The sequence below is a fragment of the Alphaproteobacteria bacterium genome (assembly GCA_035625915.1).
In the GTDB taxonomy this organism is placed as follows: domain Bacteria; phylum Pseudomonadota; class Alphaproteobacteria; order JACZXZ01; family JACZXZ01; genus DATDHA01.
Window position 1 is genome coordinate 16,334 of the sequence record DASPOR010000004.1, and the last position, 15,819, is coordinate 32,152.

Annotated in this window: 13 protein-coding genes; 10 read left to right on the forward strand and 3 right to left on the reverse strand. The window is 61.3% G+C overall.

Annotated features, from left to right (window positions below; genetic code table 11):
* Window positions 1-30: 30 nt before the first annotated feature.
* The 4 genes from VEJ16_00325 (at window position 31) to VEJ16_00340 (ending at window position 5,116) form a co-directional block, all read left to right on the forward strand.
* Window positions 31-792 carry a S1C family serine protease gene (locus tag VEJ16_00325; protein HYB08098.1) on the forward strand — a complete coding sequence of 254 codons (762 nt, stop codon included), beginning with the start codon at window positions 31-33 and terminating at the stop codon, window positions 790-792.
* 191 nt (window positions 793-983) lie between these two features.
* Window positions 984-1,688 (forward strand): pirin family protein, encoded by a 705-nt coding sequence (locus VEJ16_00330; GenBank protein HYB08099.1) that lies wholly within the window; start codon window positions 984-986, stop codon window positions 1,686-1,688.
* Between the two features lie 43 nt (window positions 1,689-1,731).
* Window positions 1,732-2,514 carry a class III extradiol ring-cleavage dioxygenase gene (locus VEJ16_00335; GenBank protein ID HYB08100.1) on the forward strand — a complete coding sequence of 261 codons (783 nt, stop codon included), beginning with the start codon at window positions 1,732-1,734 and terminating at the stop codon, window positions 2,512-2,514.
* Window positions 2,515-2,602: 88 nt separating this feature from the next.
* On the forward strand, window positions 2,603-5,116 hold the full coding sequence (locus VEJ16_00340; protein HYB08101.1) for a mechanosensitive ion channel domain-containing protein: 2,514 nt from the start codon (window positions 2,603-2,605) through the stop codon (window positions 5,114-5,116).
* Between the two features lie 307 nt (window positions 5,117-5,423).
* Here VEJ16_00340 and VEJ16_00345 read toward each other — a convergent pair whose 3' ends face one another.
* Both VEJ16_00345 and VEJ16_00350 read right to left on the reverse strand, forming a co-directional pair.
* The gene (locus tag VEJ16_00345; protein ID HYB08102.1) at window positions 5,424-6,068 is read right to left on the reverse strand and encodes a YqgE/AlgH family protein; all 645 of its coding nucleotides are present in this window, start codon (window positions 6,066-6,068) and stop codon (window positions 5,424-5,426) included.
* A gap of 54 nt (window positions 6,069-6,122) precedes the next feature.
* On the reverse strand, window positions 6,123-8,012 hold the full coding sequence (locus VEJ16_00350) for a potassium transporter Kup (GenBank protein HYB08103.1): 1,890 nt from the start codon (window positions 8,010-8,012) through the stop codon (window positions 6,123-6,125).
* A 304-nt stretch (window positions 8,013-8,316) separates the two neighbouring features.
* Here VEJ16_00350 and VEJ16_00355 point away from each other — a divergent pair, with 304 nt between their 5' ends.
* The 3 genes from VEJ16_00355 (at window position 8,317) to VEJ16_00365 (ending at window position 11,992) form a co-directional block, all read left to right on the forward strand.
* Window positions 8,317-9,486: an MFS transporter gene (locus VEJ16_00355; GenBank protein ID HYB08104.1), complete on the forward strand. Its 1,170-nt coding sequence runs from the start codon at window positions 8,317-8,319 to the stop codon at window positions 9,484-9,486.
* Window positions 9,487-9,570: 84 nt separating this feature from the next.
* Window positions 9,571-10,674, forward strand: coding sequence for a malate/lactate/ureidoglycolate dehydrogenase (locus tag VEJ16_00360; protein HYB08105.1), 1,104 nt, complete (start codon window positions 9,571-9,573; stop codon window positions 10,672-10,674).
* A gap of 226 nt (window positions 10,675-10,900) precedes the next feature.
* Window positions 10,901-11,992, forward strand: coding sequence for a hydroxyacid dehydrogenase (locus VEJ16_00365; protein ID HYB08106.1), 1,092 nt, complete (start codon window positions 10,901-10,903; stop codon window positions 11,990-11,992).
* Window positions 11,993-11,999: 7 nt separating this feature from the next.
* On the opposite strand, the gene VEJ16_00370 is transcribed toward VEJ16_00365, so the two are convergent.
* A complete protein-coding gene (locus VEJ16_00370; protein ID HYB08107.1) occupies window positions 12,000-13,208 on the reverse strand; it encodes an MFS transporter in 1,209 nt (402 codons plus the stop codon).
* Window positions 13,209-13,591: 383 nt separating this feature from the next.
* Between VEJ16_00370 and VEJ16_00375 the strand changes: the two genes are divergently transcribed.
* From VEJ16_00375 to VEJ16_00385, 3 genes are all read left to right on the forward strand, one after another.
* On the forward strand, window positions 13,592-13,990 hold the full coding sequence (locus tag VEJ16_00375; protein ID HYB08108.1) for a hypothetical protein: 399 nt from the start codon (window positions 13,592-13,594) through the stop codon (window positions 13,988-13,990).
* Between the two features lie 278 nt (window positions 13,991-14,268).
* Window positions 14,269-14,754, forward strand: coding sequence for a hypothetical protein (locus VEJ16_00380; protein ID HYB08109.1), 486 nt, complete (start codon window positions 14,269-14,271; stop codon window positions 14,752-14,754).
* A 199-nt stretch (window positions 14,755-14,953) separates the two neighbouring features.
* Window positions 14,954-15,819 (forward strand): efflux RND transporter periplasmic adaptor subunit (locus VEJ16_00385; protein HYB08110.1); only part of this gene is annotated, 866 nt, incomplete at its 3' end.

The window sequence follows — 15,819 nt, forward strand, 5'->3', positions numbered from 1 at the left end:
GATCACCCGCGAATTTTCGGATTCGCGGCCTTGGCAATCCTCGGAATGGTTCTAGTCGGGCTTTCGGCCTGTGATGAGCCTACTACCAAGCCGGATGGCGCCAAGACGGAGCCCGCCGTCACGCTCGCCTATCCCTACCCGGTCCCCCAGGGCGTCGCATTCGCTGATTACCGGGAGGTGGCCGAGCGGAATGCCTGGGTCTATGTCCGGGTGCGCGTCTATTCCGATGCACCGGAAGATGTGGGAACGGAACGCGGAGCACCACCCGCCTCGACCGCTCTCAGTTTCGCAAGCGGCATTATCGCCGATCGACGCGGCTACGTCGTGACGGCAGCACATGTCGCGAACTCGACGAAGTACAAGGCCGAAGTAATCTTGCTCGACGGCCGACGCTATCTCGGTCGCGTCGTCGCGGTCGAGCGTTCACGTGAGCTTGGCCTCATCAAGATCGAGCCGTTCGATGGCATGCAAGTCGCCCACTTTGCCGATGGCGAAGAACTGCCGACCGGTGAGCCTGCACTCACCATTGGCACGCCGGCGCATCACGGGGGAATCGTGATCGTTGGCACCGTGCTCCGGCACCTCAAAACGCGCATCAGTTACAACGACTATGGCTACGACAACGCCATAGCGCTGGCGATGCGAATTGAGTCGGGCGATTCGGGCGGGCCCGTGCTGGACCGAAATGGACAAGTGGTCGGCATGATCGCAAGCAACTATTCCGCCGATATTGGGCTGGCCGTGCCGTCCGAAGACATTCGGTCCTTCATTCGCGCCCATACGGGTGGATGACGTCGGCGGGTACAGTGACACGTGGATGGCTTGCCTACCATGCGGAAATCGCCCTCGACAAATCCGCGTCGCGCGCCATCTATCGGAAAAGGTTATTCCGGGCTGCCGTATTGTACGGGGTCACGGCGAGGAAATTGGTACGCAACGACGCTCCACCCCCACGTTAGGGCATGGAGCTGTGAGGTTGTCGCATGATTGAAATTCGCCCCTTCGCCAAGCTGGGTCGATTCGAGAACGACTGGCTCAGAGCACGATATCATTTCAGTTTTGCAGAATATTTCGACCCCTCGCGCGTAAGCTTCGGGGCTCTTCGGGTTTGGAATGACGACCGTATTTCGCCCCAAAATGGCTTCCCTCCCCACGGCCATCGCGACATGGAAATCATCACATATATTCGTCGTGGCGCTGTCACGCATGAAGATCACCTTGGCAATCGCGGCCGGACCGAAGCTGGCGACGTACAGGTCATGAGTGCCGGCACCGGCATCGTCCACGCCGAATACAACCTCGAGACCGAACCGACCGAGTTGTTCCAAATTTGGATCGAACCTGCGCAGCGCGGTCTTGCCCCCCGTTGGGGTACGCGCCAATTTCCGAACGACGGGCGCGAGGGAAAATTCATGGTGCTCGCATCCGGCCGATCCGAACACGCGGGCACCGGTGCATTACCCATTAATCAGGATGCCTCGCTGCTTGGCGCCACTGTCGCTACCGGCAAGACGCTCGAGTATCGGCTGGAGCGCGGTCGGCGAGCCTATCTCGTCGCACCGCGCGGGCGGCTCAGCGTCAACGGCGTCGAAGCGGCGGCCCGCGATGGGATCGCCGTTCATGACGAAGAGCGGATCGAGGTAAAGGCGTTTGAAGAGAGCGAAGTGGTGCTGGTCGACGTGCCGTGACTGAGGACGGTGAGGGTAAAATGAGTTGGATCGGCGAAAAGCGATGACCGCGTTCCCGAGTGTGTTCGTCTCCCACGGCGCCCCGACATTGGCGCTTACCCCGTGCCCTGCGCGCGATTTCTTGTCCGGCCTCGGCAAAGACCTTGGCCGCCCGACCGCCATACTTTGCGTATCGGCTCACTGGGAATTGCCGGGGCCGACGGTCAGTGCGGCGGTCGAGCCCGAGACCATTCACGATTTTTACGGGTTCCCCGAACCGCTCTACAACCTTCGCTACCCGGCCGCAGGGGCGCCTGCCCTCGCAGAACGGGTCGGAGGACTCTTGGAGCATGCCGGCTTCGATTGTGCGTCCGATCCGACGCGCGGTCTCGATCACGGCGCCTGGGTCCCGCTACTTCTCATGTACCCGAACGCCGACATACCGGTCGCTCAATTCGCGGTAAACATGCCCCTCGGCCCTGCTCATCATTTCGCCATCGGCCACGCGCTCGAGCCCTTGCGGCGGGAAGGGGTGTTGGTTCTCGGCAGCGGTGGGGCCACACACAATCTCCGAGAGTTCGGTGCCTACCCTATCGACGCCAATCCCTTATCCCATGTCGAAGCATTCGACGCCTGGCTCAAGGCAACGACCGAGGCGGGCAATACGGAATCCCTCATTGAATATCGCAGGACCGCGCCCCATGCCCGCCGCATTCATCCGCGGGAGGAACATTTCCTTCCATTCTTCGTGGCCCTCGGCGCGGGCGGCTTACAAGCGAAGGGCCGCCAGATTCATTCGAGCTTCACCTATTCCGTGCTTTCGATGGCCGCATTCGCATTCGACTGATTGGCTTTCGTCGGCTCATGAAGCGTGACTCCGCGGGCTCCGGGGTGTACGAAGAGCACCCTGAAGGGAAATTCGAGCTTATCTCCTGATGCGCCTGCACCACTTCTGTTCTGCCCTCCTGGTACTGTTTCTTGTCGCCGGAACGGCGTTCGCCCAAGAGACAGCCGATACTCCTCAGCAGCGATTCACCCAAATGGCCGACGGGTGGCGCCAGACGCTCGACCAGGTGCAGGCCGATCTTCACAATGCTGACCTGACGCGCGAACAATTGGACGCACTTCTGGCCAAAGCAAGCGATGTGCTTCAAAGTGCTGGCGCTGCCCGCAGCGCCGTGACGGAGCGACGCAAACCCCTCGCGAATGAACTTACGGCACTTGGCCCGGAACCTGAAAAGGGTCAACCGGTGGAGTCGCTCGACGTCGCGAACCAGCGCCGCCAGCTTCTCATCCAAATCGGGGTCTTCGACGCGCGGCTCAAGCAGGCCGAACTGGCGATCGCCCGGGCCACGGCACTTCAGAGCGGTATCACGCGCCGGAGCAACGCGCTGCTTGCGAAGCGCCTTTTGCTGCGCGAGCCGCCCGTGCTCTCGCTTTCCGTGTTGAGTGCGGCGGCGGGTCAGCTCGGCAGCGTGCTCGCGGCACTCGCCGCGGCACCTGGCGATTGGTGGCAAACAGGTGAGAGCGCCAAGATTAGCCCTGCAAATGCCGGGGGCCTCGCGTTGATCGTGGTGATCGCATTTGGCGCCGCCTGGCCACTTCGGACATGGCTCCTGCGCCGGTTTGGGCGTTCCAACGAAATTGCCGAGCCATCCTATGCGCGGCGGGCACTCGCTGTCGCGGTCGAAGGGTTCGCGCGCGGCATGCTGCCCGCGATCGGACTTTTAGCGGTCACCGGCCTCGTCATGGGTGAGGACATCGCCAATTATCTTTTCGGGCGCATGGTCGGCGGCGCAATCGTCGGTATCGTTTTCTTCTCGGTCACGGCGGCGATTGTCCGTGTGGCCCTATCTCCGGCTGCGCCCAACTGGCGCATCGTGCCCTTGAGTGCTGAGGCTTCACGCTTCATCGCGCATCGGCTCGTGGGTATCGCCGCGATTACCGCAGTCGCACTTGCGATTGGGATCGCCATCGGACAATTCCGCGACGAATCCCGCGAGCTCTTCCGCGTCATTGGCCTCGTTATCGACACGCTCGCGGCGATATTCGCGCTGTCGCTACTTAAGCGCGGCCTTTGGCTGCGCGATGGTGCTGAAACCGAAGCGAAGTCGGCCGTCGAGGGCGAAGCGGAATCCAGGCCCGACGCGAGCAAGAGGCCCTCGTTATTCTGGCCGGTCTTGCGCATCACGATGGCGGCGGCACTCGTCGCCGTACCCTTGCTGGCACTCGTCGGCTATTCCAATCTTGCCACGCACATTATCACGCGGGTTGTGGTCACTGGCCTGCTCGTGGGCGCCATACTCCTCTTCCGCGTACTCGTTCGAGAGGTGTTCGAGGCATTGATTGCGCACGAAAGCGCACGATCGACCCGATTGCGCCGGGCCCTCGCGCTGAGCGACCAAGGCAGCCGCATACTCGTCTTCTGGCTCTGCGCCGCACTCGACGTTATTCTCATTTTGCCGGGCGTGGGACTGGCCTTGCGCGTTTGGGGTGTCCCAAGCAGCTCCATCGGGATCTGGACCGGAAACCTCCTTCACGGAATCGACGTCGGCAATCTTCATTTTTCACTCGGCGACATAGCGCTCGCCGTTATCGTGTTCGTGGGCTTTCTGACGCTCACCCGCGTCTTGCAGCGGCTCCTTAGCGATAAATTTCTTCCCCAAACGCGGCTCGATCCGGGGGTGCGGCACTCGCTCACCGCCATGGTCGGATACCTCGGTTTTGTCTTGGGGGGTGCGTTTGCGGTCTCGGCACTCGGGCTCAATCTTGCCAACCTCGCGATCATCGCGGGTGCTCTGTCGGTCGGCATCGGCTTCGGCCTTCAGAACATCGTCAATAACTTTGTATCGGGCATCATCTTATTGATCGAGCGTCCGATAAAGGTGGGCGACTGGGTGGTTATCGGCCAGCATCAGGGTTATGTGACCCGGATCAGCGTTCGCGCGACTGAGATCGAGACGTTCGAACGTGCTTCGGTGATCGTGCCGAATTCCGAACTGCTATCGAGTGCCGTCGTCAATTGGACGCATCGCGACAAGTACGGACGTGTGGACATCAAGGTCGGCGTCGCCTACGGATCGGACACGGCGAAGGTGCGTGACATCTTGCTTGCCTGTGCGCGCGAAAACCGGCAGATACTCGCGTGGCCGCAACCTTTTGTCCTTTTCAGGAAATTCGGCGGCGATGGCCTCGAGTTCGAACTCCGAGGTTACGTGTCGGACGTCGAGAAAAGCGGCCTCATCTCAAGCGATCTGCATTTCGCGGTCGACAAGGAATTCCGCGCGGCCGGTATCGAAATCCCGTTTGCGCAGCGCGATTTGCGTATCCGCAATGTCGACGAAATTGCACGAGCGATCACGGAATCGAGCGAACGGCACCCGTCAGCACCAAGGTCCGACCAACGAGATAACATCGCGAGCGCCCATCCACCGAGCCGCAGAGGCTGAGGCGCCTGCCCGACATCGGTTGCTCTTGGGGAGCGAGGCCGGCATCCCTGCGCCACATACCCGAGCTCGGGCGGGCAGCGAATGGGAGAACTCAGAGATGCTGGCCGGTAAAGGGGGGCCTATCGCCGAACGCTCGTGTGATGGATCTAAAGTTCCTGTCGTTTTGGTGGCATCCGCGTTTAGGAACCTCAAATCCGAATACCACGCTAGATACAATATATTCCTCGTGTGGCAATGAATCCGAAATTCGCTCACGGCCCCGCACCCAAATATGGCGAATTTCGGATTCGCCAAACGAGTGGCGCCCTCAGAGGTCCATCGTGCGGCGCGCCATTGCCAAGTCCCAAACTTTTTCGCGATCCTCGTCGAAGACGAGCTTGGGATCTTCGCTTATGGTGAACCAATCGCGGCGTTCGAGTTCGGCCTCGAGCTGGCCCGGCGCCCAACCGGCATAGCCGAACGCAACGAGACTCTGCTTCGGACCTTGCTTATGGGCAAGGTCGCGGAGAATCTCGCTGCTCGAGGTCATCGCGACCTTCCCATCCACATCGACGGTGTCTTCCCGATGGTAGTCAGCGCTGTGGACAACGAACCCGATCTCGGGCTGCACAGGCCCACCCGAAAAGATGCGCACGCTGCCCTCGATGCCCTTACTGTCGTCCCCGATCGCGTCGAGAAGGCTCGCAAATGAACGCTCTTCGACCGGGTGGTTGATGACAATGCCGAAAGCGCCTGTCTCGTCGTGGCGGACGATGAGGATGACGGTGTGCGCAAAGCGCGGGTCGCCGATCTCGGGCGCGGCAACGAGCAATTGCCCGGTCAGCGTGTGCGCGGCGGAAGGCTCTTGCGGCGCCGGCATTGCCGCTTGCTGCACCTCTCCCGGTGCTACCAGCATGATAACCGCAAGAAAGGTGTATTTCAGCCAGGACGGGATCGCAGTCAACGTTTCCACCCAACTGCCCGGATCGTCCGGCGGTCAGCATATCAGATTTTAAGCGAAGTCAACTCAGATCTCGATTTGACCACCGAGTTCGATTACGCGATTGGTCGGGATGCGGAAGAAATCAGTGACGCCAATCATCGAGTTCGAGAGGAAAATGAATAGTTCTTGACGCCAACGAGCGAGCGGGGACCGCTTCGCCTTCACGATCTTTTCCCGACCGACGAAAAACGACGTTTCCATCAGGTTGAACCGAAACTGCAAGGCGCGGCACTGGGCGAGCGCCCTTGGGATATTCGGCTCTTCCATAAAGCCGTAGCGGAGCACGACACTATGGAAATTGTGGTCGAAATGCCGGATTTCGACGCGCTGGTCCTCGGGAACGCGCGGAATATCCTCAGTTTGCACGTTCATCAGGACGACTCTGTCATGCAGGACCCTGTTGTGCTTGAGGTTGTGGAGGAGGGCCGTCGGAACGTAAGCGATATTTGCGGTCATGAAGATTGCAGTCCCCGGAACGCGTTCGGGATGACCTGGGCGGATCGATTTGAGGAACGTCTCAAGCGGCAACGCGTCCTTGACACGCTGGGCGATCAGGACACCGCGCCCTCGCATCCAGGTCGACATCAACGAGTAGACGAACAATGCGACGACAAGCGGAAACCACCCGCCCTGCTCGACTTTCAGCATGTTCGCGCCGAAGAAGAGGAGATCGACCGTGAGCAGAAATATGAACAGCGGCGTGGCAATCAACGGGTTCCACCCGAGGACACCGACCGTATAGACGTACGCGAGAAGTGTTGTGAGCGACATTGTGCCCGTGACGGCGATACCGTAGGCGGCGCCGAGATTGTCGGAGCTTTTGAAGCCGAGCACCAACGCCAGGACCATGACAAGGAGGAAGAAATTAGCCTTGGGCACGAAGATTTGGCCGAACTCCTCGGCCGAAGTGTGGCGGATGAATAGGCGCGGCAAATAGCCGAGCTGCACTGCCTGACGCGTCATTGAAAATGCGCCGGAGATCACGGCCTGCGATGCAATCACCGTTGCCGCAGAGGACAAGACCACAAGCGGAAAGAGCGCCCATCCCGGCGCTAAGCGATAGAACGGATTGTCGAGTGCCAGTGGATTGCGCAGCAGCAACGCGCCCTGCCCGAAATAATTCAGAAGTAGGCTCGGAAACACGATCCAGAACCATGTCTTCCGAATCGGTCCGCGCCCGAAATGCCCCATATCAGCATAGAGCGCTTCGGCGCCAGTCACCGCGAGAACGACCGCGCCGAGCAGCACGAATCCCTGCCAGGGGTTGGAAAACAACAGGCGGACGCCGTAGATCGGATTGAGCGCGAGCAATATCTCGGGCTGGTCCGAAACCTCCACGACACCGAGTGCCGCGATGGAACCGAACCAGAGCGCCATTACCGGCCCAAACAGTCTCCCCACGCTCGCCGTCCCCCGCCTCTGGACGACGAAGAGGACGACAAGGAGGAGCACGGTAATCGGGATTACGTAGGGATCGAATAACGGCGTCGCGATCTTGAGGCCCTCGACCGCGGACAGCACGGAAATCGCGGGTGTGATCACGCCGTCGCCGTAAAAGAGCGATGCCCCCACGAGACCTGCGGCGAGGATCAGGCGATGGCGCCGACCACGGCGGCTCGCGCTGCGGAGAGCCAGGGCTGTCAATGCCAAAATTCCACCTTCGCCCCGGTTGTCTGCGCGCATGATCACGACGACGTACTTGATCGCCACAACCACGAACAGCGCCCACGCGATCAGCGAAAGCACGCCGAGCACGGTCGTCTCGTCGACGGGCACGTTGTCGAAACATTGTTTGACGGTATAGAGCGGCGACGTGCCGATATCGCCGTAAACGACCCCGAGCGCCGCAACGATCAATGCCTGCTTCGGCTTGTGTTCGACCCGGGATCCGCCTACCGCCCTCGCTTGCGTCATGCGGTCCTACTGGCCTGGGAAAGAGGGACAGTGTGTATCGCTTTTCTTGTTGCAGCGCAATGAGGCGGCGGCGAGAGCCGTCGGTGCTATTGATGGGGTCACCCGGTCAGGATCCTCCGCAAGGCAATCCGTTCGAGACCGAAGCAGCCGTAAGAGCCAAACCGGCCGATGCGAGAGGGGGAAGCGAAGCGCAATTTGGCCTCCCGCATAGCTGTCATGCCCATTACGGAAATTCGTGCCCTGCAAGGACTCCGCTGATATAGCAATCGGTCGATACAAATATCGGAGAGAGGCACGGCACGCCATGTTTGCCGATCCACGACGACTGGCCGTGGCGCTTGCCGGGCTTTGCGCTTTTGTCGACCTTTATGCGACGCAATCGCTTTTGCCGCTTTTCGCCGAGGAATTCCACGCAAGTCCCGCGCAAGTCAGCCTTACCGTGAGTGCGACAACCTTGGCCGTCGCACTCGTGGCACCATTCGTCGGAATCGCGGCCGATCTTCTTGGTCGCAAACGTATCATCGTGGGGGCGATGTTCTGCCTCGTGGCACCAACGGTATTCATCTCGTTTGCCCCCGACCTGAAAGCCCTCCTGCTCGGCCGCTTTGCGCAAGGCCTGCTTCTGCCGCCGATCTTCGCTGTGACGGTCGCGTATATTGGCGACGAGTGGCCAAGTGCCGACGTGCCGGCGGTGACTGGGATCTATATTGCCGGGTCCGGCCTTGGCGGATTTCTCGGTCGCTTCCTCAGTGGACTGGTGAGCGAAGCCTGGGGCTGGCGCGTCGCCTTCGGCGTACTCGGGGCCCTCACAATCGTCTGCGCCATCGTGGTCGCGTTCCTTCTTCCGCGCGAAAAGAGCTTCGTGCGTTCGCCCAGCATGGCAAGCTCGTTTCGGGCCATGCTGTCCCATCTCGGCGACGCGCGCATGATCGCAACCTACGTTGTCGGATTTGCCACGCTCTTCAGCTTCGTCTCGAGCTTCACCTACGTGAACTTCCACTTGGCAGCAGCACCCTTCAATTTGACGCCCGCGTGGCTCGGTTCGATTTTCGTCGTCTACCTCTTCGGCGTCGCCGCGAGCCCGGTCGCGGGCCGGGTCATGCACCGCTTTGGCCGCGGGGCGGTCGTGCTTTGGGCAATCGGATGCTGGTGTGCCGGTCTCCTCCTTACGCTTCTACCTTCGCTTGTTGCGATCATGGCGGGGCTTGCCATCGCGGCGGCGAGCGGATTCGTCTTCCAGACTTGCGCCACGAGCTATTTGACCGCGACCGCGACGGTCGCGCGTTCCTCGGCGGTCGGACTCTACGTGACTTGCTACTACATAGGCGGTAGTGCCGGTGCGGTGGCGCCCGCGCCCGCTTGGCGCCTCTTCGGGTGGCCCGGCTGCGTGGGATTGACCGTGGCGGTTCTCCTCATCGCCCTCGTGATCGTGTTGCGTTTTTGGCGCGAGCCGAGGCCGATCCAGCAAACGTGAGTACACTCCCGCAACGCGCGGCGGCGTGCTAATTGTCGCCCGCGGCGAACAGCACGGTATTAATTGCAGATTGATGAGAGAGCGATGGACCGGAGCCAAAAACAAGGAGAGCGACACGAGATGTTGATCGATCACGACAAGTTGCGCGCGATTGCCAAGCGCGTCTTTGAGGCCGGCGGCAGCAGCGCCGAAGAGGCGGGAATCGTTTCAGACCATTTGATCGAGGCCAACTTGCGCGGCCACGACAGCCACGGCGTGGGTATGATCCCGCGTTACGTCGGCAATCTCCGCCTCGGCACCGTGACGCCCAACCGCAAGGGGCGCATCCTGAAGGAATCGGGTGCGATCGTGGCCTATGACGGCGAACGCGGCTATGGCCAGGTGGTCGCGGCGGCGGCAACACGGCTCGCTATCGAGCGAGCCGAAAAAAACGGCGTTTCTGTCGTCGCACTTCGGAACGCGCACCATATCGGTCGCGTCGGCACTTACGGCGAGATGTGCGCGGAAGCAGGCCTCGTCTCGGTGCATTTCGTGAACGTGATCGGCCACAATCCGATCGTGGCCCCTCACCGCGGCGGCGACGCGCGCCTGTCGACAAATCCGTTGTGCGTGGCCGTGCCCGCGGCCGAGCCCGGCCGACCGATCATCCTCGACATGGCGACGAGCAAAGTAGCCCTCGGCAAGGTGCGCGTTGCAAAGAATCGAGGGGTCGCGATGGGCCCCGCCCATATCATCGACTCCGGTGGTAAACCGACAACCGATCCAAATGCCATGTTCCAAAAACCGACCGGCGCCATTCTCCCGATGGCGGAGCACAAAGGGTATGCGCTCGCCTTCATCTGCGAGCTGCTTGCGGGGGCGATCGGCGGCGGCGGCACGCTGCGCCCCGAGAATCAGGGCCTCGACACCATCACGAACTGCATGCTGAGCTTTGTGATCGATCCCTCGAGGATCGCCGAGCGCGACTGGATGCGGGATGAGATCCTGGCCATCACACGCTATGTCACGGCGTCGCCCGCGCAAAATCCGGGCGAGCCTGTGTTGATCCCAGGCGACCCCGAGCGCCTGTCGCGCCTCGAACGCGCAAAGAACGGCGTGCCCCTCGACGCGGAGACGTGGCGAGAGATCGTCAACGCCGGCGAGAGCCTTGGCCTTCGCGTCGAGGCACCCAACATGTCCGCGTCTTAGGGCGCGCAATAGCGAGATTTGCCGCCGTGCCAGCGCATATCCCCAAGCCCTTGAAATCGCGCGGCGCGTCAAGAGTGGATCGGTGCTGCCTTGCGACGGCATTTGCCTCGCCGACCGACACACGCCACTCCAAGTTCCGATGGACAAAGCAGCGTTGGCTCGGCCTCCTTGACTGCCGTCGGCCCCGAAGAGGACCATGCGAGACGCGAACCCGAGGATGCATTGCATGAACAAGCGACAATCCGCGCCCCAGCAGCCGCACGAGAACCCAGATCGACACGAGCCTTTCAACATCGTCTACTTCGAGCGCTGGGCCGATCCAATCGCGGAGGAGATTCTTGCCGCCGAGCCCTTTGTCCGCCTCATCCGGCTCACGCGGGGTGATTCGCCCGCCACCATCGCCGCCGCGTTCAATGCGGCACATGGCTTCCAGGTCACATCGGCCAGAAGCGATACCATCATCGCACCGGACGGAGCCCTCCTCGCGCGCGCACCAAACCTCGTTGCGATCTCAACCGGCGGTGCTGGCTACGACACGGTCGAGGTCGAGGCCTGCACCGCGGCAGGAATCATCGTCGTCAATCAAAGCGGCCTCAACAAGCAGGCGGTCGCCGAACACGTGCTCGGCATGATGCTATGCCTCAGCAAGCGCATGATCCAATCCGATCGGGCGATGCGGCGGGACCGCAGTTGGACGCGACAGAACTACGTGGGGGAGGACATCCACGGCAAGACCATCGGCATCATTGGGGTCGGCAATATCGGAACTTTGGTTGCGAAATCCTGCGCGAGTGCATTCGCCATGACCGTGCTGGGATCCGATCCCTATCTTACAGCCGAGGAAATGGCGGCACGGGGTGCGCGCAAGGTGAGTCTCGAAACGCTTCTCGGAGAGGCCGACTTCGTCTCCGTCAATTGTCCCCTTACCAAAGAGACGAACGGCATGATTGGCAAACGCCAATTCCAGATGATGAAAAAGAGCGCCTTTTTCATTCAGACCGCACGGGGTGGCATTCACGATGAGTCGGACTTGGTCGAGGCGTTGCACGAGGGCCGGATCGCGGGCGCGGGGATCGACGTTTTCATGACCGAACCCCCACCCCTCGACCATGCACTCCACGGTTTCGACAATGTGCTGCTCACGCCGCATAATGCAGGGGTCACCCGTCAAGCCTATCGTTCGATGGCCGAGGGTGCCGCGCGGCAATGGCTCGCGATCCTCAAGGGCGAGCGTCCGCCACGTCTCTTGAACCCGGAGGCCTGGCCCGCGTTTCGCGAGCGCTATCAGCGTTTCGTCGGGTATCAGCGCGTAAGATGATCGGCCGTCAGCGAATGCCGGATGGGGTTGACCCGGTCCGCCGCGACATCCGAAGCGCGAGCGCCAAGACCGCGAACATGATCGCCGCCCCTGCGACGTAGGGTGCGTTGCGACCGAAGGCTTCGAAGATGACCCCCGCGAAGGCGGGGCCGCCGATCCGCGCGAGGCTTGCAGCCGATTGGGAGACGCCGAGCACCCCACCTCGTCGATCGTTCGCCGCGGCGAGCGAGATCAAGCTGCTGAGCGAGGGATTATTGACGCCCATTCCGTAGGCAATGAGCGCCATGGCCACGAGGAGAAGCGGCAAGGTGTGAACGAGGGGGATCAACGCGAGGCCGGCGCCGACGCTGAGGACACCCTGGATCACCAGCCGCCGCTCCCCGAACTGCCGCGCAAGTCTTCGAATGAGCCCGCCTTGAACGACAGCGGCGACCACGCCCGTGTAGGCGAAGATGTAGCCGTTCTGGGCCGCACCCCAGCCGAAGCTTCGTTCCGACCATAGCGCGAACGTCGATTCCATGATCGCGACGACAAACGTCACGAGAAAAAAGACGACCAGGAGTATGCGCAGCTCAGGCTTGACCAATGCTTCCGCGATCGACGAGAAGCGGCCCGGTCGGCGAATTTCCGAATGCGCCGATCTCGCCGCCGGATCGAGTGACTCCTTTAGGATAAGAGCCGCCAACAAAAGGGCCACGAGCGAGAGTGTCGCCGAGCTCAGCGCCGGCACAGTGAAGTTCGGGTGGCTTGGGTCAGGCCCCGCGAGCAATCCGCCCAAAGCCGGCCCTACGATGAACCCGAGCCCAAATGCCGCACCCACCACACCCATCCCCTGCGCGCGTTTTTCGGGACCCGTCACGTCCGCTATATAGGCTTGCGCCGCCGCTATATTTCCGGCCATGGCTCCTGCAAACCCTCGGGCTGCGATCAACTCCCAAAGCGCTCCGGCGAAGCCCATCCAGACATAAGCTGCGGAGATTCCTGCAAGGCTGACGATCAGAACGGTCTTCCGGCCGTACCGATCGCTTAATTGGCCCCAAACTGGTGCAAAGACGAATTGCGTGAGCGAATAAGACGCCATCAGGAGCGTGACGACTCGCGGCGATGCCTGAAAATGCTCGGCATAAAACGGCAGCAGAGGAATGACGATGCCAAAGCCGATGAGGTCCACGAAAACGGTCAAGAAGATTGCGACGAGGGGATCGATGCGTTTCATATACGCCTTACGAAATCGGGCCGGATATCGAGCGAAGGGGCAAAAATCGCCGCTTTCGGCACCGCTGGCAAGGGCGAGCCTGTGGTTTTGCGCCGAGATCGCATGCGGTTCGTTGAGGTCGACCGAGGCAACTGGTCTTCTAAATTGTTAAATCACAAAAATGCAATGTTCTGAGGGTGGTTGACCCGCTCATCCCGCCTATGGCGTGGGGCTTCGCTCGAAGGCGTGGTCGCGGCCAGCGCCGGTTGCATACGCCTCTTGTTCCACAGGCGCGGCATGCTATTGTCTCTGCCGTTCCGGGCATTCTGCGGGGGCGGAAACGGGACAATGCGGGGGATGATGCTCGCGGCCAACTTGACGACCAAACGGACGGAGGCACGCTCATGACTCGCAAGCAAGTTCTCACGATCGCCGGGGCAGCCATTCTTTTCGGTATCGGATCGACTGCGCTCGCCGCCGATGCCGCGAAGGAAATCGCGACCGCGGCGACCCACGCCGGCTATGCGGTGGACGCAACGGAAATGAAAACGGCGCAAGCCCATCTCCATCACACAATCAATTGCCTGGTCGGCCCGAATGGTGCTGGCTATGACGCAACGCAAGCGAATCCGTGCAAGGATCAGGGCAACGGTGCCATTCCCGACACGAACGATGCCGGGAAAAAGCAGTCGCTCCAAGCCGCTGTGGCAAAGGCGATGGATGGTCTCAAGCAGACCGACCTTGCAGCGGCGAAAAAGGATGCGACGGAAGCTCAGGCGATCCTGAAACAAGCATCGAACTAGACCGAAGTCCGTCCAAAGCCATCTTGCGTCCCCCTCACTAAGCGCGGGGTAAGCTTGACGTTGCCGACCCAGCGCAGCCCTCTCCCTCCATCGGGGAGAGGGGAGGGTGAGGGCATGCAAGCGATTATATTTTATCTCGGCACGCTCTTTGGATATCCTTGTCATCCCTGGAACGAAGGAAAGTTTGACGCAGCGAGACGTTTCATCCGCGCTTTCCGAGGTCGGGTTCGGCGGACGGAGCGGGGCGGTTCGGCCGGTCGCTGCAATGGGGTAGGCGCATGAATATCGCGAATCGTCATATCGCTTGCGCACCCCTGCTGATGGCGTTCCTTGCTCTTGCGGCCCTCGCCGCCTGTGTGCACACGGAGCCCACGGCTGAAGACTTCGCCGCGGCTCAGACCGCGGCGCGCCCCATGAACGACGATGCCGCACAATTGGCGGTAATGGCTTATTTCTCAAAGACGCTGCCGGGGGGCGATACGGGAGAGTACGCTTTCAATCCGCTTACAAACGGTGCTGTGACCCGCGGAACTGGCCTGTCGAGCCTTTCGGAGGTGCACGAAGCCGGCTGGTTCATGTGCGGAACCGTCAGCACGAAGAACCGTTATGGAGTTTATGGACCCGCGTTGCCGTTCTATGCGCACTTCGACCCTGCGGCACCCAATTCGGTCAAAACCGGCATTGTCGAGGATGGTGATTGGGACATAGTGGCGTCCTGGTGCCGCGGCGTTTACGGCACCAACTACTTGCCGCAATTCGAATAGTCGGATTTCCGGCGTCCGTCCGCAATCCCCGCCGCCCCGGCCAGTGCCGGCGAAGCGTATGGGCGGACAGGATATTTTCCCCTCCCGCGTATATTACTGGCGGCCCCTGCTTGCCGGCCTTGAATGGATTGGCCGGTGAGGCATTTGTAGAGGGCCGCGAATTCCGTTGCGCCGGACCGTTGCATACGATAGTGCCGACATGGATGATCCAAAGACCCTCGTGGACCTGAAAGCGCCTAAAAGCCCACAGGAGACGCGTCCGCGCCCTGCGACCCCGGTGCGTCAGCGCATGCCAATCTGGCGACGGGCACTTTGGCTGTCGGTCGCGCTATTGTTGATCGCCGGCGTCGCATGGTGGATCCATACTCGGCCCGCACCTCAGCCGCGCACCTCGCGCATCAGCACGGGTACCGCGGTCCCGGTCGTCGTCGCGACCGCGACAACGGGCGATATCGACATCAAGCTCACCGAGCTTGGGACGGTAACCCCGCTCGCCACAGTCACGGTGAGAACCCAAATCAACGGTCAACTGATGAAGGTCGACTTCCAGGAAGGGCAGTTGGTGAAGCAAGGCGACCTCCTCGCGGAGATCGATTCGCGGCCCTACGAGTTGGCACTCCAACAGGCGCAAGCCACACTCCTGAAGGACCAATCGCTTCTCAAGAACGCAGAGCTCGATCTCTCGCGCTACAAGACACTGGTTGCGCAGGAGGCGGTCTCGCGGCAGATATACGATACCCAACTTGCACTGGTCCAGCAGGACCAAGCGACCGTGAACCTCGACCAGTCGCAGATCGATACCCAAAAGCTCAACATTGCATATTGCCACATCACCTCCCCCGTCACCGGCCGAGTCGGGCTGCGCCTGGTCGACGCGGGCAACTATGTGCAAGTGAGCGACGCGAACGGCCTCGTGGTCATCACACAGTTGCAGCCGATCACCGTCGTCTTCACCGTTGCGGAGGACAATTTGCCGGCGATCATCAAGCGGCTCAACACGGGCGCCAGCCTGCCTGTAATCGCCTACGACCGCAGCCAGACCGTGAAGCTTGCGACGGGAACGCT

Coding starts and splice junctions, on each gene's coding strand:
- VEJ16_00365 (HYB08106.1), top strand. CDS start 10,901: ATGAACAAGCGACAATCCGCGCCCCAGCAGCCGCACGAGAACCCAGAT.
- VEJ16_00380 (HYB08109.1), top strand. CDS start 14,269: ATGAATATCGCGAATCGTCATATCGCTTGCGCACCCCTGCTGATGGCG.
- VEJ16_00355 (HYB08104.1), top strand. CDS start 8,317: ATGTTTGCCGATCCACGACGACTGGCCGTGGCGCTTGCCGGGCTTTGC.
- VEJ16_00335 (HYB08100.1), top strand. CDS start 1,732: ATGACCGCGTTCCCGAGTGTGTTCGTCTCCCACGGCGCCCCGACATTG.
- VEJ16_00370 (HYB08107.1), bottom strand. CDS start 13,208: ATGAAACGCATCGATCCCCTCGTCGCAATCTTCTTGACCGTTTTCGTG.
- VEJ16_00350 (HYB08103.1), bottom strand. CDS start 8,012: ATGACGCAAGCGAGGGCGGTAGGCGGATCCCGGGTCGAACACAAGCCG.
- VEJ16_00340 (HYB08101.1), top strand. CDS start 2,603: ATGCGCCTGCACCACTTCTGTTCTGCCCTCCTGGTACTGTTTCTTGTC.
- VEJ16_00360 (HYB08105.1), top strand. CDS start 9,571: ATGGACCGGAGCCAAAAACAAGGAGAGCGACACGAGATGTTGATCGAT.
- VEJ16_00330 (HYB08099.1), top strand. CDS start 984: ATGATTGAAATTCGCCCCTTCGCCAAGCTGGGTCGATTCGAGAACGAC.
- VEJ16_00375 (HYB08108.1), top strand. CDS start 13,592: ATGACTCGCAAGCAAGTTCTCACGATCGCCGGGGCAGCCATTCTTTTC.